Source organism: Denitratisoma oestradiolicum, from assembly GCF_902813185.1.
GTDB lineage: Bacteria > Pseudomonadota > Gammaproteobacteria > Burkholderiales > Rhodocyclaceae > Denitratisoma > Denitratisoma oestradiolicum.
Genome location: NZ_LR778301.1, coordinates 4030306 through 4052065, shown reverse-complemented (window position 1 = coordinate 4052065; position 21760 = coordinate 4030306). Strand labels below are relative to the sequence as shown.

General features: G+C 63.4%; 18 protein-coding genes and 1 pseudogene. 12 read left to right on the top strand and 7 right to left on the bottom strand.

Features of this window, described 5'->3' with window-relative positions; translation table 11 throughout:
• Nucleotides 1-38 precede the first annotated feature (38 nt).
• From DENOEST_RS18505 to clsB, 4 genes are all read left to right on the top strand, one after another.
• Complete coding sequence (locus DENOEST_RS18505) at nucleotides 39-605, top strand: ubiquinone biosynthesis accessory factor UbiJ (protein WP_145772027.1); 567 nt, start codon at nucleotides 39-41, stop codon at nucleotides 603-605.
• An 82-nt stretch (nucleotides 606-687) separates the two neighbouring features.
• Nucleotides 688-1782, top strand: a complete 1095-nt coding sequence (locus DENOEST_RS18500) for an alkene reductase (RefSeq protein ID WP_145772026.1) — start codon at nucleotides 688-690, stop codon at nucleotides 1780-1782.
• Between the two features lie 107 nt (nucleotides 1783-1889).
• Nucleotides 1890-2654 (top strand): endonuclease/exonuclease/phosphatase family protein, encoded by a 765-nt coding sequence (locus tag DENOEST_RS18495; RefSeq protein ID WP_145772025.1) that lies wholly within the window; start codon nucleotides 1890-1892, stop codon nucleotides 2652-2654.
• Complete coding sequence (clsB, locus tag DENOEST_RS18490) at nucleotides 2651-3820, top strand: cardiolipin synthase ClsB (protein ID WP_145772024.1); 1170 nt, start codon at nucleotides 2651-2653, stop codon at nucleotides 3818-3820. The genes DENOEST_RS18495 and clsB overlap by 4 nt, the downstream gene beginning before the upstream one ends.
• A gap of 136 nt (nucleotides 3821-3956) precedes the next feature.
• Here clsB and DENOEST_RS18485 read toward each other — a convergent pair whose 3' ends face one another.
• The 4 genes from DENOEST_RS18485 to DENOEST_RS18470 form a co-directional block, all read right to left on the bottom strand.
• Nucleotides 3957-5033 carry a TIR domain-containing protein gene (locus DENOEST_RS18485; RefSeq protein ID WP_145772023.1) on the bottom strand — a complete coding sequence of 359 codons (1077 nt, stop codon included), beginning with the start codon at nucleotides 5031-5033 and terminating at the stop codon, nucleotides 3957-3959.
• 237 nt (nucleotides 5034-5270) lie between these two features.
• On the bottom strand, nucleotides 5271-6230 hold the full coding sequence (gene gluQRS, locus DENOEST_RS18480) for a tRNA glutamyl-Q(34) synthetase GluQRS (protein WP_145772022.1): 960 nt from the start codon (nucleotides 6228-6230) through the stop codon (nucleotides 5271-5273).
• A gap of 8 nt (nucleotides 6231-6238) precedes the next feature.
• Complete coding sequence (locus DENOEST_RS18475; RefSeq protein ID WP_145772021.1) at nucleotides 6239-6583, bottom strand: phage holin family protein; 345 nt, start codon at nucleotides 6581-6583, stop codon at nucleotides 6239-6241.
• A 69-nt stretch (nucleotides 6584-6652) separates the two neighbouring features.
• The gene (locus DENOEST_RS18470) at nucleotides 6653-9334 is read right to left on the bottom strand and encodes a cation-translocating P-type ATPase (RefSeq protein WP_145772020.1); all 2682 of its coding nucleotides are present in this window, start codon (nucleotides 9332-9334) and stop codon (nucleotides 6653-6655) included.
• 171 nt (nucleotides 9335-9505) lie between these two features.
• Between DENOEST_RS18470 and DENOEST_RS18465 the strand changes: the two genes are divergently transcribed.
• From DENOEST_RS18465 to DENOEST_RS18435, 7 genes are all read left to right on the top strand, one after another.
• Complete coding sequence (locus DENOEST_RS18465; protein ID WP_145772019.1) at nucleotides 9506-11587, top strand: PAS domain-containing hybrid sensor histidine kinase/response regulator; 2082 nt, start codon at nucleotides 9506-9508, stop codon at nucleotides 11585-11587.
• A gap of 130 nt (nucleotides 11588-11717) precedes the next feature.
• Nucleotides 11718-14270: an EAL domain-containing protein gene (locus DENOEST_RS18460; RefSeq protein ID WP_145772018.1), complete on the top strand. Its 2553-nt coding sequence runs from the start codon at nucleotides 11718-11720 to the stop codon at nucleotides 14268-14270.
• Complete coding sequence (locus DENOEST_RS18455) at nucleotides 14271-14603, top strand: hypothetical protein (RefSeq protein WP_145772017.1); 333 nt, start codon at nucleotides 14271-14273, stop codon at nucleotides 14601-14603.
• On the top strand, nucleotides 14600-15457 hold the full coding sequence (locus DENOEST_RS18450) for an HDOD domain-containing protein (protein WP_145772016.1): 858 nt from the start codon (nucleotides 14600-14602) through the stop codon (nucleotides 15455-15457). Before DENOEST_RS18455 ends, DENOEST_RS18450 begins: the two co-directional genes overlap by 4 nt.
• Complete coding sequence (locus tag DENOEST_RS18445) at nucleotides 15441-17189, top strand: PAS domain S-box protein (protein ID WP_183148286.1); 1749 nt, start codon at nucleotides 15441-15443, stop codon at nucleotides 17187-17189. Before DENOEST_RS18450 ends, DENOEST_RS18445 begins: the two co-directional genes overlap by 17 nt.
• A 175-nt stretch (nucleotides 17190-17364) precedes the next feature.
• A complete protein-coding gene (locus tag DENOEST_RS18440) occupies nucleotides 17365-18663 on the top strand; it encodes an HD domain-containing phosphohydrolase (RefSeq protein WP_145772015.1) in 1299 nt (432 codons plus the stop codon).
• A gap of 2 nt (nucleotides 18664-18665) precedes the next feature.
• Complete coding sequence (locus DENOEST_RS18435; protein WP_197970658.1) at nucleotides 18666-19019, top strand: hypothetical protein; 354 nt, start codon at nucleotides 18666-18668, stop codon at nucleotides 19017-19019.
• Nucleotides 19020-19162: 143 nt separating this feature from the next.
• Here the strand turns inward: DENOEST_RS18435 and DENOEST_RS18430 are convergent, their stop codons facing one another.
• The 3 genes and pseudogenes from DENOEST_RS18430 to DENOEST_RS18420 all read right to left on the bottom strand — a co-directional run bounded on the left by DENOEST_RS18430 (nucleotide 19163) and on the right by DENOEST_RS18420 (nucleotide 21264).
• Nucleotides 19163-19456 (bottom strand): hypothetical protein, encoded by a 294-nt coding sequence (locus tag DENOEST_RS18430; protein WP_145772013.1) that lies wholly within the window; start codon nucleotides 19454-19456, stop codon nucleotides 19163-19165.
• A 210-nt stretch (nucleotides 19457-19666) separates the two neighbouring features.
• Nucleotides 19667-19927: pseudogene (locus DENOEST_RS18425) on the bottom strand (sulfate ABC transporter substrate-binding protein); the annotation flags it as partial.
• Between the two features lie 131 nt (nucleotides 19928-20058).
• Complete coding sequence (locus DENOEST_RS18420; protein ID WP_145770302.1) at nucleotides 20059-21264, bottom strand: tyrosine-type recombinase/integrase; 1206 nt, start codon at nucleotides 21262-21264, stop codon at nucleotides 20059-20061.
• Between the two features lie 57 nt (nucleotides 21265-21321).
• On the opposite strand from DENOEST_RS18420, the gene DENOEST_RS18415 reads away from it, so the two are divergent.
• Nucleotides 21322-21654 carry a helix-turn-helix domain-containing protein gene (locus tag DENOEST_RS18415; RefSeq protein ID WP_145770301.1) on the top strand — a complete coding sequence of 111 codons (333 nt, stop codon included), beginning with the start codon at nucleotides 21322-21324 and terminating at the stop codon, nucleotides 21652-21654.
• The last annotated feature ends 106 nt before the right edge of the window (nucleotides 21655-21760 follow it).

Genomic DNA, 21760 nt, shown 5'->3' with positions numbered 1-21760 from the left:
AAGCGCTGATTAAGCCACTCCCGTTCGGAGTTTCCTTAATGCTGCAAAGCCCCGTCCTGACCGCCCTCAACCACCTCCTGGCCCAGGCGGACTGGGCGCGGGGGCGGCTGCGGCCCTTTGCAGGGCGCCAGGCCCGGATCGAGCTGCCGCCCCTGCCCACCCTGTCCTTCGCGGTGGATGAGGAAGGCTATCTGCGGAGCACGGAGGAGGGTGGCGCCGATGTCTCCATCATCCTGTCCGCCTTGCCCCTGCTGGCCCTGGGGAACCCGGAACAGGCGTTCAAGCAGGCCCACATCAGCGGCAACGCCGATTTTGCCGACAGCCTGGGCTTCGTGCTGCGCAACCTGCGCTGGGATTTCGAGGAAGACCTTTCCCGCCTGGTGGGGGATATCGCCGCCCACCGCATCGCCGGCCTGCTGACCGGCCTGTTTGCCTGGCAGCGGGAAACTGCGGCGCGGCTGGGGGAAAACCTCAGCGAATATCTGGCCGAGGAACAGGGCGTACTGCTGCGTCCATCGGAGATATCGGCCTTCACCGACGACCTGAACCAGCTCCGAGCCGATTTGGCCCGACTGGAACAGCGGATAGGCAGACTGTCCCGCTGAGGCGGCCTGCATCTTTTCTGCTCCTGTGTCATCTGTGTGCGTGAAATATCAACCCAATGTACCCAACTAAAAAACTATCGCCATGACAAGCACTTTGCTTTCTCCAGTACTGCTCGGCTCTGTCGAACTGAAAAATCGCATCGTCATGGCACCCATGACTCGTGCGCGCACACCATCGACCGTTCCCAATCCTTTGAACGTTACCTATTACGGTCAGCGTGCCAGTGCCGGCCTCATCATCACCGAGGCCACTCAGGTCTCGGTGCAGGGTACTGGCTCCTGGGCGACACCGGGCATCTACACACCGGAGCAGATTGCCGGCTGGAGACTCGTCACTGACGCGGTTCATGAAGCTGGCGGCAAGATTTTCTGCCAGATATGGCATTCGGGGCGAGTCTCCCACCCGTTCTTCCAGAAAAACGGTGAATTGCCTGTGTCTTCATCGGCGGTCAGGGGCGACGTCAAGACTTTTATCGACACCGGCTTTGTTCCAACCCCCGAGCCTCGCGCCCTGAAGCTGGAGGAAATTCCGGGTGTTGTCGAGCAGTTCAGACAAGGGGCACTCAATGCCATTGCCGCAGGCTTTGATGGCGTGGAAATTCACGGCGCCAATGGCTATCTGATTGATCAGTTCCTCCGCGATGGCGTCAATCAGCGAAATGACCGATACGGTGGCCCGATAGAAAATCGCTGCCGCTTCCTGCTGGAGGTTACCGATGCGGTGTGCGGTGCCATTGGTTCGGCCCGCACTGCGCTACGCATCTCCCCTTTTTCCGTTAACTGGGACTGCCACGACAGCAATCTCAAGGCGCTCTTCACGCACGCCGCCGCCGAATTGAACCAGCGGGATCTGGCGTTTCTGGAAGTGGTGGAGAACATCAATGAATCGGCGGGCATCAGCACCGGAGGCGCCACCAGCGAGTTCAGTATTGACGACATTCTCGCCGTGTACGGAGGCCGGCTGGTAATCAACGGGGGGTACAACGCCGAGAGTTCCGAGAAAGCGCTGCTCCAGTCCAAAGCCCAGGCGGTGTCCTTTGGTCGACCCTATATCGCCAATCCGGATCTGGTCGAGAGGTTTGCCCTGGGCGCTCCTCTGAGTCCGATGGCAGATCCGACAGGCGCCTATGGCGGCAGGGAGGGAGGTTATGTCGATTATCCCCGGTATCAAGCCTGATCAAGAACCCAAGCCCTCAGCCGGGGCCGCGGGTCCCGGCCTGGGGTGGAGAATCCTGGCCCGCCTGCCAAACTGGTGAAAATATAGACACCGCCCCAGCCTGCGCCATGCAGCCAACCATCCGCATCACCACCTACAACATCCACAAGGGCTTCTCCCAGTTCAATCGCCGCATGGTGGTCCATGAGTTGCGGGATCGACTGCGGGCACTGGATTCGGACATCGTCTTCCTGCAGGAGGTGCAGGGCCTGCACCTGGGCCACGCGGAGCATCACGCGACCTGGCCGAAGCAACCCCAGCACGAGTTCCTGGCCGATGAGGTGTGGCACAGCACCGCCTACGGCCGCAACATGATCTACGACCACGGCCACCACGGCAACGCCATCCTCTCCCGCTTTCCCATCGCCCACAGCCACAATCAGGATGTGACCCGCCTGCGCTTCGAACGCCGGGGCCTGCTCCACGCGACCATCCAGGTGCCGGGCTGGCCCCGGCCCCTGCACTGCGTCTGCGTCCATCTGTCCCTGTTCGGCCGCTCCCGCCGCCACCAGATGGCGGCCCTGGCCGAGCGCCTGGAGCGGATCATCCCCGCCGAGGCGCCCCTGATCATTGCCGGTGACTTCAACGATTGGCGCAATCGGGCCCACGACCACCTGGCCGAGCGCCTGGGACTGGCCGAGGTATTCGGCGGAGAGGCGGGAGGCAGGCCGGCCCGCAGCTATCCAGCCACCCTGCCCCTGTTGCGGCTGGACCGCATCTACGTGCGCGGATTCGGGGTCGAGGCGACCGAAGTGCATCACGGCGCCCCCTGGTCGCGGATTTCCGATCATGCCGCCCTGACGGCGCTGCTGACGCCGGACGATCCGGCATGACCGCGTTCATCGAGGGCAACCGGGTACGGCTGCTGGAGAACGGCAGCGAGTATTTTCCCACGCTGATCGAGGCCATCGACGCCGCCCGGCGGGAGATTCACCTGGAGACCTACATCTTCGCCGACGATGCGGCCGGTCGGCGGGTGGCGGCAGCCCTGGGCCGCGCGGCGACGCGGGGCGTGGCGGTGCGGGTGCTGGTGGATGGCTTCGGCGCCCGGGATTTTCCCGATGGCCTGGGCCGGGAGCTGAATCAGGCCGGTGTCGAGGTGCTGGTCTATCGCCCCGAGGTGGCGCGGCTAAGGCTGCGGCGCCACCGGCTGCGACGACTGCACCGCAAGCTGGTGGTGGTGGATGGCGCCATCGCCTTCATCGGCGGCATCAACATAATCGACGACCTGGACACGCCGGGCCAGGTGCCGCCCCGTCACGACTATGCCGTCTCCGTGGAAGGTCCTCTGGTGGCCGAAATCCATCAGGCGGTCCATCACCTCTGGCGCCTGGTGGCCACCGCGGCCCTGCGCTGGCATGTGCCCAAGACACCCGCTCCGAAAATCGAATCCCTGCCCCAGGGGGAGACTCGGGCTGCCTTCCTGATCCGGGACAATCTGCGCCATCGGCGCGACATCGAGGAGGCCTATCTGGAAGCGATCAACGGCGCTCGGGAGGATATCCTGATCGCCAGCGCCTATTTCCTCCCCGGTCGGCGCTTCCGACTGGCCCTGGCTGCCGCCGCCCATCGCGGGGTGCGGGTGACCCTGCTGTTGCAGGGGCGGGTGGAATATCTGCTGCTCCATTACGCCACCCAGTCCCTCTATGGCCGGCTGCTGGGGGCGGGCATCCGCATCGTCGAATACCACCGCAGCTTTCTCCATGCCAAGGTGGCCGTGATCGACGGCCAGTGGGCCACGGTAGGCTCCTCCAACATCGATCCCTTCAGCTTGCTGCTGGCCCGGGAGGCCAACGTGGTGGTGTGGGACAAGGGTTTCGCCGCCGCCCTCGCGGCCAGCCTGGCGCGGGCCATGGCCCTGGGCGCCCACGTCGTGGCGGTGGATGCCCCCCGACAGCGGCCCTGGTGGCAGCGGCTGCTGAGCCAGGGCGCCTACATCCTGGTGCGAGCGGCGGTGGGCCTGAGCCGCTACGGCGTCGGCAGCGAATACCGGGAATGATCCGTCATCTGGTGATGCGTTGGCGATGACTTACGGGTGGCGGCACCCGACCCAAAGCTGTCCTTCTGACTTCAGATAAACAGACCTTCAAAATCTGAAACGAGGGATCCTCGTTGGAGGTTTTCTCGATGATGGGTTATCTGCCATTGGATTGTGATTCATCACTTTTTTGCATGCGGTTGCGCTTCCTAACTGGCTTATCGTCAAGTATGCGATGCATGTAGTGGTCAATAATCATCGGCAGCTCCCTAAACATCATGTGAGCTTCTTTGTTCGACAACCCGAGTTCATCGAGGAACGGACCGTGCATAGTCACCTCGCAAGCGTTTCGAAACATGTGTAGCGCGTCGTGTGCAGCCTCGGAACCTTCGGCCTTCGCAACTCGGTATGCTTCCATGCCAATTTCGTAGAGCCACGGAAAATCATCGCGAAGAAAGCCGGCAATTAAGAGAATTCCGACAGGATCGTCGGAGCGACGAGCGATCATGTGGGACATTTCGTCAATCATCATTGGATGAAAGCGGCGCGGGCGGCGAGAGCGGAAACGATCCGGGCCATCTACCATTCTCTGCTCTAGACGGATGGGCAACTCTCGAACGAGCAATTTCATTTCTTCCAAAACCTTGGCGACAGCGCCCTCTTCGATGGACTCTTTCTTCTCGGGTTCTTTTGTTGTTCCTAGGCTCTTCAGGATTTCGGCAGCGGTCGTCTTGAATATTTGAACCTGTGCCTTCACTACGTCTGTATCGGGTTCCAATCCCGGAACACGACGACACAGTTGCAGTGTTAGCTTAGAAAGAAGGTCTTCGCTATCGTCACTGTTTTGAAATTGATAGAAAGGCCCGGTACTGACGCGACTTAACGGCACTCCGAGTGCTAGACCATGCACAGGAGTATCAAGCTTTCCCTTTGCCACCCCGGCCTCGTACAGTATCCATGGACGCTCCAAGCTACGCTCAGTAAGCAGACACACAACGTCTGACGCAGAGTGCAGCTTTGTCATCAGAGCCTTGTACCATTCATCACCGAATTCGATTCCTTCTGCGCCCTTTTTGTCGGAAGATCGGAATGATTTGAGCATTCCCGCGCTAACGCTCTTGAGTAACTTACTAAACGCTTCGGCTAAGTCGCCGTCCCTCGTGTCGTGGCTGATGAATATCAACGGGGTAGCCGAACCCTTCGGTTTGTCAATTGCATCTGTGCTATCGGTCATGTTTTGTATCTCCCTTGCGATAAGTATGGCGAGGTGCTGAAGGTGGCTAGCAGTTATTCAGGCACAGAAACATCTGGGTTATCGCTAATGATAAAGACATGAAGAAAATATCCTTGCCGCATTGAATGACATGGAGATTAACCTGGCCCGGCTTCCATATCAATCGCCGATCATACGAACGGAACGAGTGTCCGTTTTTGGCCGAACCGAGAGAGTCAGCGCCATACTCGCACAGCATTACGAACTTCCACTCGCCATCCCTCGCTCCACCTGGATCGCCGAATCCGGCGCCGGCAGGCTGCGCTGGCGGGGTACCCGGGTCAGGTCCCAGTGGGCCAGGGCCCATTGCCAGACTTCCCGCAGATCGGCCCTCGCCAGTTCCGTCGGGGGCTTTTGACCGAGGAAATTCAGGGCCGCCACCAGGGCGGGGACTGGCTGCGTCGGGTCCACCGGCGCGGCCTGGGTCTGCTTGGAGAGTTTCTCGCCGAGTTCATTCACCGCCACCGGCAGGTGGGCATAGGCCGGCGTGGGATAGCCCAGCAGGTGCTGGAGATGGATCTGGCGCGGGGTCGAGTCCAGCAGGTCGGCGCCCCGCAGCACATGGGTGATGCCCTGCTCGGCGTCATCCACCACCACGGCCAGCTGGTAGGCGAAGAGGCCGTCGGCCCGCAGCAGCACGAAGTCCCCCGCCTCCCGGGCCAGGTTCTGGTGCTGAGGCCCCTGGATGGCGTCCAGGAAATCCACCTCGACCTCGGGCACCGCCAGGCGCCAGGCCCGGGCCTTCCGGCCCGGCGGCAGGCCGTTGCGGCAAGTGCCCGGATAAAGGTGGGCGCCATCGGGGGCCAGGGCCGAGTCGGCCAGCTCGCGCCGGGTGCAGGCGCAGGGAAACACCCGGCCGCCGGCTTTCAGGCGCTCCAGGACGGCCCGGTAGGCCTCATGACGGGCAGTCTGATAGATCACCTCCCCATCCCAGGCAAAACCGAAGGCTTCCAGGGTGGACAGGATCTGTCGGTCGGCGCCGGGGCGGCAGCGGGGCAGGTCCACGTCTTCCATGCGCACCCGCCACAGTCCGCCCCGGGCGCGGGCCTCCAGACAACTGCCAAGCGCCGCCGCCAGGGAACCGAAGTGCAGGGGGCCGGTGGGGCTGGGGGCGAAACGGCCGCAATAAGACGGGATTTGCGGGAAGGAAAGCAGCATCGGGGCGCTCAGGAACGGCCCGACACCAGGGCCGAAAGCAGCCAGGAGATCAAGCTGTAGAGGATCGCGCCGATCACGCCGGACCAGAAACCCTCCACCACGAAGCCCCGGATGAAGGAGCCGACGAACCAGAACAGGAGGCCGTTGATCACGAAGATGAACAGCCCCAGGGTGAGAACGGTCACCGGCAGGGTCAGCAGCACCAGCAGGGGACGGATGAAGGCATTCACCAGTCCCAGCACCAGGGCGGCGACCAGGGCCGTGGTGAAGTCCGCAATCCGGATAGAGGGCAACAGCCAGGCCACCGCCATCAGCGCGACGGAATTGATGAGCCAGATGAGCAGCAGGGTCATGATCGAAGCTCCGGAAAGTCTTGCGAACCCGTTTTTACCCCAATCCGCAGCCCCATGGGGGCCGCCGGATCAGGAACGGGGAAGCGGGGCGCCCTGCCGCCCTCTGACGATACCCTTGCGCATTTCCTCCGCCACCAGGAGCAGCAAGCCAAAGGGCATTGCGTACAGCCAGGCGGAACCCGCCAGAGGCACGGTGCCAAACAGCAGGTTGCCCCAGGGGGTGTAGACCAGCGCCAGCAACAACAGAGCCTCCACCACCAGACCCAGCAGCAGCAGGGGGTTCGAGAGCAGCGGGAAGCGCCATGTCGGCAGGAGCGGATGGCGGCAGACGAAGACATTCGCCATCTGGGTCAACACGATGGCAAGCAGGCAGGCCGTGGTTCCCCGCAGGTAAAGGGGATCGGCAACCGCCAGTTGCTGCCCGGGGCTCCAGCCGCCCGCCCCCAGCACATGGAAGAAGACCATCATCGCCCCGAAAGCCTCCAGGGGCCCGAGGAAAAGATAAGCTCGCGCCAGCAGGGGCCAGGACAGCAGGCGCTCCTGCCGAGGACGGGGCGGCAGGCGCATGATGTCCGGGTGGGGCCGTTCCGCCCCCAGGGCCAGGGCCGGGAGGATATCGGTGCCCAGGTCCACGGCCAGGATCTGGATGACGGTGAGGGGCAGGGGAATGCGGAACAGCACGAAGGCCAGATAGGGCACGATCTCGGGAATATTGGAGGTGAGGATGTAGGTAAGGAATTTGCGGATGTTCTCGAACACCGTCCGCCCCTCCTCGACGGCATTGACGATGGTGGCGAAGTGGTCGTCCAGCAGCACGATGTCGGCCGCCTCCCGGGCCACGTCGGTACCTGAGCGGCCCATGGCGATGCCGATGTCCGCGGTCTTGAGGGCCGGCGCGTCGTTGACGCCGTCGCCGGTGACGGCCACGATCTCGCCCTTGCGTTGCAGGGCCTGGACGATGACCATCTTTTGCTCCGCCGTCACCCGGGCGAAGAGGATTTCCGGCGCATCCAGGGCCAGTTGCAAGGCCGCCGGACTCATCTTCCGCACTTCCTCGCCGTTCAGCACGACGGGAGCCGGCGTGCGAATCAGATCCACCTCCCGGGCCAGGGCCACGGCGGTGCGGGGATGGTCCCCGGTGACCATGATCACCCGCAGGCCTGCCTCGTGGCAGCGGGTCACAGCCTCGCGCACATCCGGGCGGGGCGGGTCCTCCAGACCGATCAGGCCGCAAAGCCGGAGTCCGCTCTCGTCGGCGCCAGCCACCTCCGCTACCGGCTTCCAGGCCAGGGCCAGCACCCTCAGACCTCGATTGGCCATGTCTTCGTGGGCACACCGGAAGGCCTGCCAGGCAGCATCATCGAAGGGGCGCTCCGCATCTCCGTCGAGCCAGCTCAGGCACAGGGGCAGCACCGTCTCCGGGGCACCTTTGCACCACAGGGAGGCCCCACCGCCGGGTTCCGCCATGAGCACCGACATGCGCCGCCGCTCCGCATCGAAAGGCATGTCGCCGATCCGCCCGCCCGGCTCGGGAATCTCGCCGGCGAACTGCCATAGGGCGATTTCCATCGGGTCTCCGCTTGGCTGCCCCCCGGGAAACTTGAGGGCATGACAGAAGCGGGCGACGCTGCGCAGTCTCAGGTCGGCCCCCCGGGGCCAGCGAGGCGCCGCCAGATGATGGGCACCGGCTACATACAGCTCCCGCACCGCCATGGAATTCCGGGTCAGGGTGCCGGTCTTGTCGGTAAGGATCACGGTGGTGCTGCCCAGGGCCTCGACTGCCGGGAGATGGCGGACCAGGGCGTTGCGTCTGGCCATGCGCTGGGTTGCCAGAGCTAGGGCCAGGGTTACCGTGGGCAGCAGACCTTCCGGCACATTGGCGACGATGATGCCGATGGCGAACATGGCGTTGGCCCAGAAGGGCAGGCCGATCCAGTCGCCGATGAGGAAAAAGACCAGGCCCAGGCCCAGGGCGAGCAGGGCAACCAGATGGGACACGCGACGGATCTCCCGCTGCAGGGGCGACTCGGCCGCCCCCACCGTCTGGGTCAGATGGGCGATACGGCCGAATTCGGTACGCATTCCGGTGGCGTACACCACGGCGCGGCAGCCTCCGGAGACGATCAGGGTGCCGGCCAGCAGCAGATTGCGCGCCACCAGGACATTGCCCCCTGCGGCGGCATCCGCTTTCGCGCTGCGCGCCTTGGGACGGGACTCCCCCGTCAAGGTCGCCAGGTTCACGCGCAGCCCCCAGGCCGCGACGATGCGGCAGTCGGCGGGCACCTTGTCCCCCTCCGCCAGCAACACCAGATCTCCCGGCACCAGATCCTCGACGTTTAGCGCCAGGGTCTCGCCGGATCGACGCACATGCGCAACCTGGGGCAGCAGTTGGCGCAATGCGGCCAGGGCCTGCTCGGCCCGGTAGGCCTGCCAGAAGGAGAAACATCCATTGACGAGGATGACGCCGATGATGGCAAAGCCCAGGCCGGCCATGCCCTGGCCCGGATTGGCGCCTTCGGAGACGAAGGCCATGCCCGCCGCCAGCCAGAGGATCAGGGCGAAAAAATCGCTGAACTCCCGCAGAAAGGTCCGCCACAAGGGTATGCGAGTCACGGCCTCGACCCGATTGGGGCCGAATTCAGCCCGCCGCCGCACCGCCTCTTCCCGGGTCAGGCCCTCTGAACCGCTCCCGAAACTGCTCAGGGCAGCCTCGGGTGACTGGCTTTCTATCCTCGGATCGCAAAGGCTCATGGTTGTGCCGGCCCATCGGAATGCCAGCATCAATTGTAGCGACGCCCGCACCGGCCCCACTAGCCAGGCGGGATGCTGGAGGAGGGAGCCTTCTGGTAATGTATTTGCACAACGGGAACATCTTGGCGTCGGCCAGACGACTTGGGACGCCATCCATCAGAGGGTGGGATCATGATCGACGAATTGGTCAAACTACTGGCCGTGAACGGCTTTCTTCCACACGGCTACTGCATCAGTTGGTCCCGGCCGCTGCTGCTGACCTATGTCGTCAGCGACCTGCTGATCTTCCTTTCCTATTTTTCCATGCCCCTGGCCCTGGGCTATTTCGCGCGCAAGCGCCGGGACTTCCCTTACCGCTGGCTGTTGTGGATGTTCGCCGCCTTCATCATGGCCTGCGGCGCCACCCATCTGATGGGCGCCATCGTGCTGTGGCAGCCCCTTTACGGCCTGGACGCCCTGGTCAAGGCGATCACCGCCGTCGCCTCGGTGATCACTGCCGTGATGCTCTGGCCCCTGCTCCCCCACGCCCTGAAACTGCCCAGCCCCGACCAGTTGCAGCGGGTCAATGAAGCACTGCAAGCCGAGATCGCCATTCGCCGCCGCGCCGAGGAAGCCCTGCGACTGGCAAAGGAGGCGGCGGAAGCGGGCCTGCAGAAGGAGCGCGTGCTGATGGCGGCCATCGTCGAATCCTCCGAGGAGGCCATCATCGGCAAATCCCTGGACGGGATCATCACCAGTTGGAACCGGGCCGCGGAAAGGATTTTCGGCTACCCGGCCAGGGAAATCGTGGGACGCTCGGCGCTCGCGCTGGTTCCTGCCGAGCGCCACGGCGAGGAAGCGATGATGCTGGCCGCCATCCGGCGCGGCGAAGCCATCCAGCAATTCGAGACCGAACGCCTGCGCCAGGACGGTAGCCGGATCGCCGTTTCGGTCACGGTTTCGCCCATCCGCGACCGGGAGGGCCGGATCATCGGCGCCTCGAAGATCGCCCAGGACATCACCGGGCGCCAGCAGGTCGCCGCCGAACTGGAGCGCCATCGCCATCACCTGGAGCAGCTTGTCGCGGAGCGGACGCGGGAGCTGGCCGCGGCCAAGGCGGCAGCCGAGACGGCCAACGTCGCCAAGAGCGCCTTCCTGGCCAACATGTCCCACGAGATCCGCACCCCCCTCAATGCCATTACCGGCATGGCCCATCTGGTCCGGCGCTCCGGCATCACGCAGGAACAGGCCGAGCGCCTGGACAAGATCAATGCCGCCGGCCAGCACCTGCTGGAAATCATCAATGCCGTCCTCGACCTGTCCAAGATCGAGGCCGGCAAGTTCACCCTGGAGACCACCGAAGTCAACGTCGGCAGCATCGTCGCCAATGTGGCCTCCATGCTCTATGAGCGAGCCCAGGCCAAGGGACTCAAGCTGATCGTCGAGACCCAGCCCCTGCCCCACCGTCTTCTGGGGGATCCCACCCGGCTCCAGCAGGCGCTGCTGAACTACGCCAGCAACGGGATCAAGTTCACCGAAACCGGCACCGTCACCCTGCGCGCCATGGCGGCGGAAGAGGGCGCGGACAGCGTACTGGTGCGCTTCGAAGTCCAGGACACCGGTATCGGTATCGACGCGGCGGCGCTGCCCAAGCTGTTCTCGGCTTTCGAGCAAGCCGACAACTCGACCACCCGCCAATACGGCGGCACCGGCCTTGGCCTTGCCATCACCCGGCGCCTGGCTCAGTTGATGGGCGGAGATGCCGGCGTGGAAAGCCGTCCCGGGAGTGGCAGCACTTTCTGGTTTACGGTCCGGCTGAGAAAGGACAACGTCGCCACCAGCACGACAACTCCGCTGCCGAGCGGCGCCGCCGAAGCACGGCTGGCGCGGGATTACCGGGGCCGACGGATCCTGCTGGCGGAGGACGAACCGATCAATCGAGAAGTCACCCGGGACCTGCTGCGGTCCACCGGCCAGATTATCGACATCGCCGAGGACGGCGCCGAGGCCCTGGCCCTGGCCGGCCAGAACGATTACGACCTGATCCTGATGGACATGCAGATGCCGAATCTGGACGGCCTGGAAGCCACGCGCCGCATCCGCCAACTGCCCGGGTACGCAGGAGTTCCGATCCTTGCCATGACCGCCAACGCCTTCTCCGAGGACAAGTCCCGCTGCATGGCCGCCGGGATGAATGATTTCATCGCCAAGCCAGTGGACCCGGTGACGCTGTTTATAACCCTGCTGAAATGGCTGTCACTCCCCGGAGCTTGAGCGCCAGCGCGGTGGCGCAAGGCCAACGCTTTCCCGGTTGGTGAATGACAGCCGGTTTTTCGGCTGCTCCGGAACGAAGAACTCGGTTACTATCGGGGAAACTCCGACCGACCCGGGGAAAATATCTTTCATGGTGATGGACAGGGAAAACAGCGCGCCCGGCAGTGATCCGGGTTCCAGCCACCGGCTGCGGGAGCAGTTCAGCCTGCTCGCCGACAACATGCCGGAGAGCTTCTGGCTGATCGACGTGGCAGAACGAAGGGTGGCCTACGTCAATCCCGCCTACGAAACCATATGGGGCGCCCGGCCCGAGGAGCTGCTCCAGGATCGTTTCTCCTGGCTGAACTACATCCATCCCGACGACCGGGACCGCATCCGCTCCGTGGTGGTCCAGAATCCCTATGGCGGTATTGACGAGCAGATCCGCATCATCCGTCCCGATGGCGAGCTGCGCTGGCTGCGTCTGCGCAGTTTCACCGTGGGTGAAGGGGACCGGCCCCATACGATCGCCGGCATTGCCTACGACATTACCCCCGCCGTGCTGGCCGAGGCCCATATCCAGCATCTGTCCCATTTCGACAGCGTCACCGGCCTGCCCAACCGGACCCTGTTCCTGGAACGGCTGCACGATGCCCTGGGCCGAAGCCGGCGCCACAAGCAGCCCATGGCCCTGGCCACCCTGGCCATCGACCGCTTCAAGCTTCAGAGCGACAACTGGGGCTACGCCACCAGCGACCGGATTCTGGCGGCTCTGGGCCGGCGTCTGCACGACACCTTGCGCGACGAGGATATTCTGGGTTGCCTGGGGGAGGACCATTTCGCCATGATCCTGGCCGAGGTCGGCGATGTCGCGCATATTTCCCACGCCGTCAGGCGGCTGCTGGAAGCGGTGGCGGCGCCCCTGGAACTGGACGGCCAGCGCCATCAGATCACGGCGAGCATGGGCGTCGCGATGTTTCCCGACGACGGCGACGACGGCGAGGCCCTACTGCATGGGGCCGAACTGGCCCTGTTGCGCGCCCTGGAGAAGGGACCCGGTTCCCTCGAATTCAATGTCCCGGAACTCAACGAAAGGGCCCGGGCCTGCCAGCGACTGGAGGCCGAACTGCACCAGGCCCTGGCCCAGGGGGAATTCCTGCTGCATTACCAGCCCAAGGTCAGTTGCCAGCATGGCCGCATCGTCGCCCTGGAAGCCCTGATACGCTGGCAACATCCGCAACGGGGCCTGCTGACCCCCACCGACTTCTTCGCCGCCCTGGAGCAAACCGGGTTGGTGATCCCCGTGGGAAACTGGGTCCTGCGCACCGCCTGCGTCCAGATGAAGACCTGGATGGCCCAGGGCATGGCACCGGTGCCGGTGACGGTGAATCTCTCGGCGCGGCAGTTGCGACGGGAACTGGTGGCGGAAGTCGAAGGCATCCTGGCGGAGACGGGGCTGCCCGCCCACCAGCTCGAACTGGAGCTGACCGAGAGCATGCTGATGGAAAATGCCGAGGAAACCGCGATGATTCTGGGCCAGGTCAAAACACTGGGAGTCCGGCTTTCGGTAGGCAATTTCGGCACCGGCTATTCCAGCCTGGGCTACCTGCGGCGCTTCCCCATCGATTCCCTGAAGGTGGGCCGCGCCTTCGTCACCGACATCATCGCCGATCCCGGTGACGCCTCCATCACCCGGGCCATCATCGACATGGCCCACGCCCTGCACCTCAAGGTCGCGGCCGTCGGAGTGGAGACCGAGGGCCAACTGGGTCTGCTGATCGCCAACCATTGCGACGAAATCCAGGGCTATTATTTCAGCCGGCCGCTACCGGCTGACGAGGCCTTATGTATGCTGACTGAAGACAGAGGATTGACCCAGCAGGACCTGCGCCAGAGCAAGAGGGAGCCCACGCTGCTGCTGGTGGATGACGAGGAGAACATCCTTTCGGCCCTCAGGCGGCTGCTGCGGCGCGAGGGCTACCGGGTGCTCACCGCCAGCAGCGGCGGTGAGGGCCTGGACGTGCTGGCCAGGAACGAGGTGGATGTGATCGTTTCCGACCAGCGCATGCCGGGCATGACCGGAGTGGAGTTCCTGCGCCGGGTCAAGGACCTCTATCCCCAGACGGTGCGGCTGGTACTGTCCGGCTACACGGAACTGCAATCGGTCACCAGCGCCATCAACGAGGGGGCCATCTACAAGTTTCTCACCAAGCCCTGGGACGATGAGCAGTTGCTTGCCAACATCCGCGAGGCCTTCAGACGCAAGAGCCTGTCCGACGAGAACCTGCGTCTGGCCGAGGAGGTCAGGACCGCCAACCGCAGTTTGGCCGAAAGCAACGCCCGGCTTCAGGCCCTGCTCTCGGAGAAGGGGCACGAGGTTCGGCGCGACGAGACCATCCTGGACGTGCTCCACGAGGCCCTGCAAGTGCTGCCCTGGCCCCTGCTGGGCCTCGACGACAACGACATGGTCGCCGTCGCCAACGGCGAGGCGGAAGCCCTGCTCGGCAGCGGCAGCCTGCTGCTCGGCGCACGGGTAGCTGATTTTTTCCCGCCCGAGGTGCTCGCCTTCCTCCACGGTGACGCCACCGCCTGCCAGACCCTGACGGTCCGAGGTGGCGTCTATCGTGTCCTGTGCCGCCCCATGGGCCGCTCTTCCGGCAGCCGGGGGACAATCGTCCTGCTTTGCCCCCAAGGAGTGGATTGAATGGTGATGACTCCGATCCCGTCCATTCCCCCCGACACGCCTCTGGCGGAATCCCTGCTGGACGAGGAAGGCCGCGTCCTGTTGCCCGCCGGCACCCTGCTCACCGGCCCCCTGCTGAGCCGCCTGGCAAATCGCGGCATCCGCGAATTGCCCGTGGCTCCAGTGGAGCCGCCGGAAGCCAACGCGGACGAGAGGGAAGCCAGGCTGCGCTTGCATCTGGACCAGCTCTTCCGCCACGCCGGGAGCGGGCCTGCGGTAGAAGCCCTGCGCCAGGCCATTTTCGAGCATCGCCTCGGATCCCGGGCGGGCGCACCGAGGATGACCCAAAAATGATGGACCGCCCTACCCACCCCATCCCCCAGGCCGTCCTGACAAAACGCATCGCCGCCCTGCCGGCCTTGCCGGCCCTGACCACCGATCTGCTGGCCAGCTTCGACCAGGAAGACCTGGACGTGTCCACCCTGGCCCGCCGCATCAGCGCCGACCAGTCCCTGCTGGCCCGGATGCTGCGCATCGCCAATTCGCCGTTCTACGGCCTGTCGGGCAAGGTGGGCACCATTGGCGACGCCATCGTGGTGCTGGGCTTTCGCACCGTGCGCTCCCTGGCCCTGTCCGCCGCCATGGTGGACTCCCTGTCCCGGCTCGGCAACCAGGGCATCGATGCCGGCGCCTTCTGGCGCCACTCCGTGGGCACCGCCCTGTGCGCCCGGCAAATCGCCCTGGCGTTGAGGGGAAATGCCGAAACCGCGTTCACCGCCGGCCTGATCCACGATATGGGCCAGTTGCTGCTTGCCGCCTGCTTTCCCGGCCAGTACACCGAAATCCTGGAGTGGCGCAACAGCCATGACTGCCCCACCCGTGTGGCCGAGCGGGCGGTCATCGGTACTGATCACGCGGTGGTGGGAGGCCTGATCGCCCACCAATGGAATTTTCCCCCTGCCATCGCCGATGCCATCGTCCGCCATCCGGTACCCGACGATGGCCCGCCGGCCCGCCTCACCGACATCGTCCATTTCGCCAACGCCCTGGCCCTGGCCCTGACGCCGGCCGAGACTGCACCAGTGGCGCTGCCGCCCCTGTCCTCCATGGCCTGGGAACGGCTGGGTCTGAAACAGACCGATCTGGGCCCCATACTGCGGAAGGTGGAGAATGATTTCGAGGAGACCTGCCGTGCGCTCACCACCTGAGCTCGTCCGCCTGATTGAGCACCCCATAGCCCATCATTTCCTGGTGAGCGTCGCCGACACACAGCACCGGATCGTCTATGTGAACGAACTTTTCTGCCAGAGCACCGGCTACCGCGCCGAAGATTTGATGGGGCGCGAGTGGGTTGAACTGGGCAGCGACCTGAACCCGCCCCAGTTGCTGGAGGAACTCCGCCAGAGCATCATCACCGGCCGGGACTGGCACGGCCGCTTCGCCTTTCGTCGCCATGACGGCAGCGTCCTCTGGGAAGCGATGACGATGATCCCGCTCTCCGCTGCCGGGGAAGAAGAGGGGATGTGCCTGGGCTTCGGCACCGACATTTCCGAACTGATCGAGACCGAGCAGCGTCTGGAAGAACAGAAAGTCATTTTCCGGGGCATCACCGACACCCTCAGTACTTCCATCACCCTGCGCCGGGGCCGGCGCCTGCTCTACACCAACCATGCCCTGGAAACCCTGACCGGCTATAGCAGAAAGGAAATGGACAGCAACCCGATCGGGTTTTTCATCCACCCGGACGTACGCGACAAAATCAATCAGGAAATTCGGGACTGGCAGGACGGCGGCAAGGGCCTGCTGAGCCGGGAAATACCGATCATCACCAAGAATGGCGAGCATCGCTGGGTAGCGCTGAACATGGCCATCGTCGAACACGCCGGCGAGCCCACGACCGTCGCCACCGCCTACGACATCACCCGGCGCAAGCAGGCGGAGGAATCCCTGCGCCGCGCCCACGACAACCTGGAAATCCAGGTGCGCCAGCGCACCGAGCAACTCGCCCTGGCCAAGGCCGATCTGGAAGCCGACGTGCACCGCCGGGAGGTTTCGGAGACAAAACTGATGCGTCAATATACCGAGCTAAGCAAGCTTAACCAGCAACTGCAAAGCGCCCACGAACAACTGGTGCAGTCGGAAAAACTCGCCTCCATCGGCCAATTGGCGGCAGGCGTGGCCCACGAGATCAACAATCCCATCGGCTACGTCCAGTCCAATCTGGGCTCCCTGGACTCCTATCTCCAGGACCTGTTCGAGCTGCTGGCCGCCTACGAGGCGGCGGCGGCGGCCCTGCCGGCCGATCACCCGGCCCTGCTGGCAGCCACCGCCCTGCGCCGAGAGAAGGACCTGGATTTTCTGCGGCAGGATGTGCCCAACCTGATGGGGGAATCCCAGGAGGGCATCGGGCGGGTGCGCAAGATCGTCGCCGACCTCAAGGACTTCTCCCGGGTGGATTCCGACCAGACCTGGCAATGGACCGATTTGCACCGGGGCCTCGACAGCACCCTCAACATCGTCAATAACGAAATCAAGTACAAGGCCGATGTGGTCAAGGAATACGGCGATCTGCCGGAAGTCGAATGCCTTTCCTCCCAGCTCAATCAAGTCTTCATGAATCTTTTGGTGAATGCCGCCCACTCCATCAAGGCCAACCGGGGTCTGATCACGCTGCGCACTGGCCGGGAGGGCAGCGACGTCTGGGTGGAAGTGGCCGATAACGGCTGTGGCATTCCGCCCGAGAACCTGGGGCGCATCTTCGATCCCTTCTTCACTACCAAGCCCGTGGGCAAGGGCACCGGGCTGGGCCTGTCCCTTTCCTATGGCATCGTTCAGAAACATCATGGCCGCATCGAAGTGAAAAGCCAGATTGAACAGGGCACCACCTTCCGCGTGACCCTGCCGATCAAGCAGAGCGAAACCGAGAGGCAGTCCCCATGAGCGCCCCACACGGCCGTCCGAAGGGACGCATCACACAGTCCGGAGCCGCAACGCGGCGAACCTTCGTCACCCCCTCCCTCGGGGAGGGGGCCGGGGGGTGGGCTCTCCAGTTCCCCACGGGGTTCGCCCCGCGAACCCCCTCCCTCGGGGAGGGGGCTGGGGGGAGGGTTCTCCAATGACCGACGCCGCCGAGACCGAAAAGCCCGCCACCCTGTTGTGCGTGGACGACGAGGCCAACATCCTCTCGGCCCTCAAGCGACTGTTCCGACCCACCGGCTACCGCATCCTGACTGCCGGCAGCGGCGCCGAGGGCTTGCGCCTGCTGGAGGAAGAGGCGGGCAATATCGATCTGGTGATTTCCGACATGCGCATGCCGGAAATGGATGGCACCCGCTTCCTGTCCCAGGTGCGCCAGAGCTGGCCCGACGTGATCCGCATCCTGCTTACCGGCTTTGCCGAGATCGATGCCACGGTGGCTGCCATCAACGAAGGACAGATCTACCGCTACATCGCCAAGCCCTGGAACGACAGCGACGTGCTGCTGACAGTGCGGGACGCCCTGGCCCATCGCGCCCTGTCCAAGGAGAAGGCCCGGCTCGAAGCCCTCACCCGGCAGCAGAACGAGGAACTTCGCAATCTCAATACCAGCCTGGAAGAGAAGGTCCAGGCCCGTACCCAGGAACTGCGTCAGCTCAATGAGCAGTTGAAGCGCAATTTCTTCACCTCGATCCAGGTCTTTTCCAACCTGACCGAGTTGCGGGAGGGCTATCTGGCCGGACATTCCAGCCGGGTGGCGGCCTTCGCCCGCAAGCTGGCCAACGACATGGGCCTCAGCGAGAAGGACAGCCAGGACGTGTTCCTGGCCGCCCTGCTGCACGATATCGGCAAGATCGGCCTGCCCGACGACCTGCTCAACAAGCCGGTGAACCAGATGAATGGCGAGGAATTCGGCCGCTGGCGGCGCCACCCGATCAAGGGTGAGCAGGCCCTCATGGCCCTGGAGGAACTGCGCGACGTGGCCGGCATCATCCGCGCCCATCACGAGCGCTTCGACGGCGAAGGCTATCCGGACGGTCTCTCGGGGCTGACCATTCCCCTGGGCGCCCGCATCCTGGCGGTGGTCAACGAGTTCGACGGACTGGTTCATGGCAACCTGATCGGCAAGCGTTTGCCCGAACAGGAGGCCCGCCAGTTCATCGCCAAGGCCCGTGGCAAGCGCTACGATCCGACCGTGGTGGATGCCTTCCTGGGCAAGGCCGGCAAGGCCGACGCCCTGCCGCCGGAGGAGTTGGAGCTGTCCACCCTGGCACTGATGCCCGGCATGCGCCTGGCCCGCCCGGTGCTGAACCGGGAGGGCATCGTGCTGTTGATGGCCGACTACGTGCTGAGCGAAAACCTCATCCTGCAACTGCGGGATTTCGAAAAGACCGACGGCACCCACCTGACGATTTACGTGCGCCCGCCCAAGCCATGATCATGAGCTCATCGAGCCGACACGTCGTCCTGATCCTGGCCGGAGTGCTGCTGCCCCTTTGTGCCCTGTCCGCCGCACCCCCCAGGCTGCTGGGATTGGAGGACATGTCCTGCACGGCATGGAAGGCCACCAAGGGCGACCCCGAGCGACGGGAGCCCTACCTTCAGTGGGTGCGCGGTTTTCTCAGCGGCCACAACTATGCCAGCCAGTCCCGGCAGGTCGGCGAAGTCTCCGCCGCCGCCGTGGCGCTGTATGTCGATCGCTATTGCGCGGAACACGCCGCAGCCACCGTCGCCACGGCCGCGATGCGCATGAGCGACGAATACTCCGGGCGCAACGCGCCGATTACCCGCTGACAGCGGTAGGCACCGGCGCTCGGCCTTAGCAGCGCAATTGTCGGGGGAATTTCTCCAGGGCCGGGAACCGTTGGCCTCGGCAGATTGAAACCAGTCTTCCAACTGTCGGACAAGTTGTGACCCGATCAGGGGCGAGGCAGCGGTCAGATCAGATTGCCGCTGGCATCCAGATTGTCGAAGTCCGCGTGTCCGGTGGCGTTGAGTTTGTGAACAAGTCCGATCAGGGCCACTGGGGTCATCTCGTCGTGATGGTCCACTGCCCAGCCATTGGGCGCGGCCAGGCTACCGTCGGTTCTGGGCATGATGGCCAGATCGTTGAGCATGGCGTTTACCAGTCCCTTGAGTTTGATGGTGCCGTTGTCGAGCTGGGCCTGGTAGTACTCGTTCACGGTCTGGGGCGCGGCTTCGCCGGTCAGGGCCTGGTAGACCCTATCCACGGCCTCGCCGCTGTTGGCGCTGAGCAGTTTGAAGGACTCGGCGTGGTTGTCGAGATAGCCCGCCAGACTGCCGGTCGTTCCCGTGGCGCCGCCCTCGTCCCTCCAGACGTTGCCTTGCTGCCCTTCCAGTACATCGTTGTATGGCCGGCGTTGCCGGCACTAACTAGGCGGCTGTTCCAGCGTTTGGCCCAATAGGCGGCACGCATCAGGCGTGACGACATCCGCATCCAGGCCGTCGATCACGGCACGGCCCTGCTTGCCGGAGCCGCCATGGGAAGCCTTGATGCTCACCTTCTCCCCGGTTTTGGCCTGCCAGTATTTGGCGAAGGCGGCGTTGAAATCCTGGTACAGCTCCCGGGTCGGGTCATAGGAGACATTGAGCAGGGTGACATCGGCAAGGGCGTCCCCGGCCAGGGCGCCAAGCAGGGCAGCGGCGATGAAGGTGTGACGGGTATGGCTCTTGAGCGACATGATTTCCTCTCCTTGGGGTAGCGTTGGCGGAGAGGAATTTACGGGGGGCGGCTTGATCCCGGAACCAAGAAATTCTGCAATGCAAATTCCCGGCTCCATCCAAGGTCCCACCAAGGGCGGGAAACTGAAATTCAGGCGGAAATCTGCGCAGCCGGCATTGTCCCCTGCGCAATGAAGCCGAAGGCTCCACCGACCGCATCCACCGCGGCGTTGGCCGCGTCCAGGAGAGTTTCCTGGCTTAGATGCGCATAGCGCTGTGTCGTGTGGATCTGCGTATGGCCGAGAATCTTTTGCACTTCATAGAGAGAACGGCCCGCGTTGATCAGGAAGCTGGCAAAGGAGTGGCGAAGATCATGAATTCTCAACTCCGGCATTCCCGCCTGCTTGCGAGCAGTGTTCCAACTGTAATAGATCGAAACGAATGGCCTGCCTGTTTTGGGACTAGGAAACACCCAGGGACTGTCGGCCACGTGGGGCACAATCGCCAGTAACCGAACCAGGCCGTCCGACATGGGTACATATCGCGCCACCCCCAGCTTGGATTTTGAAATGCGCCAGAGACGGCGAGGAATATCAAACTCCCCCCAACGGGCATTCAGCACCTCGCGCTTGCGGGCGCCAGTCAGAATCAGCATGGGCACGATGAACCGGAGAAGATCGTTCTCACTGGATTCCAGGGCCGAGTAGAGGCGCCGGGCTTCCTCCCTGTTGAGATAGCGTTCCCGCTTGTTGTTCTCCTCAAAGAGCGGCACCCCCGAGGCGGGATTTTTAGCGATGCCCGGTATTTCCCACTTCAGGGCCAGATTGAAAATATAGCGCAGCAGAATCAGCAACCGATTGGCGGAACCCGGTGCCGCGCCAGCCGCCCGACGTCCATGATGCATGGACACAATGTCGGCCCTGCTTATCTGATCCAGATAACGGGAGCCGAAAATCGGCAACAGATGATTGCGAAGCAGGGAATCGTCTGTACTCCATGAGCGCTTGTATCCCTTGACGAAGGGCATGTAGCGATCGGCGATGAATTCAGCGAAGGTCGGCATGGCTCGAAGTATGGCCTTCTCAACAGCGGGATCTTCGCCCATGGCAATCCTGGTCCGCAATTCATCGGCTCGCCTGCGCGCCAGCTCGATAGAAAGATCTTGAGCATCGGCGATGCGAAACTGACGTTGCTTCCCCCGTGCATCCCGATAACGGAGATACCAGGTTCGCCCCCCGGTAGCCCGAATTTCTAGCATCAAACCTTTGCAACCCGCATCGTGGTAATCGATCTTTGCTTGCCCCACAGGACAAAGTAAGGTTTTAAGCACTTTGGCAGACAGAACGGCGACAGGCATAATCTATTTTCCGACAAGCTAAAGTCATTTAAAGACATTATAAGTGTCCATAGTAGTATGAATATTGTCTTTTCACAAGAGACACGGATTATCTCGGCCATACGTGCAGCACGCGCTGCACTCAATTGGACACAGCCCGACTTAGCCAAGAACTCCGGAGTCGCCTTGGTAACAATTGCTCGAATGGAATCGGGCATGATGAGTCCCCGACTTTCAACCCTGGCAAAGCTCAAGGCCGCCATAGAAACTGCCGGCGTCAGAATTGCCGATGACTATCCGCCGGGCGGATATACGTTGACGGTTTCCGAACAGGGCATTAGCGAAGCAGCCGGTAGTTCGGGTCGGAATCTGGTAGGTACCAACGATTCGGGCACTTCATCAGAATCTTGAGTTGATACAAACAGATGGCACCGTTCCAAACGGAAAGTACCCGAGTTTTCCTGGGTAGATAGAAACCGCCAAGTAGGACCGTGGTAGGTAATCCACATAAAGAGCG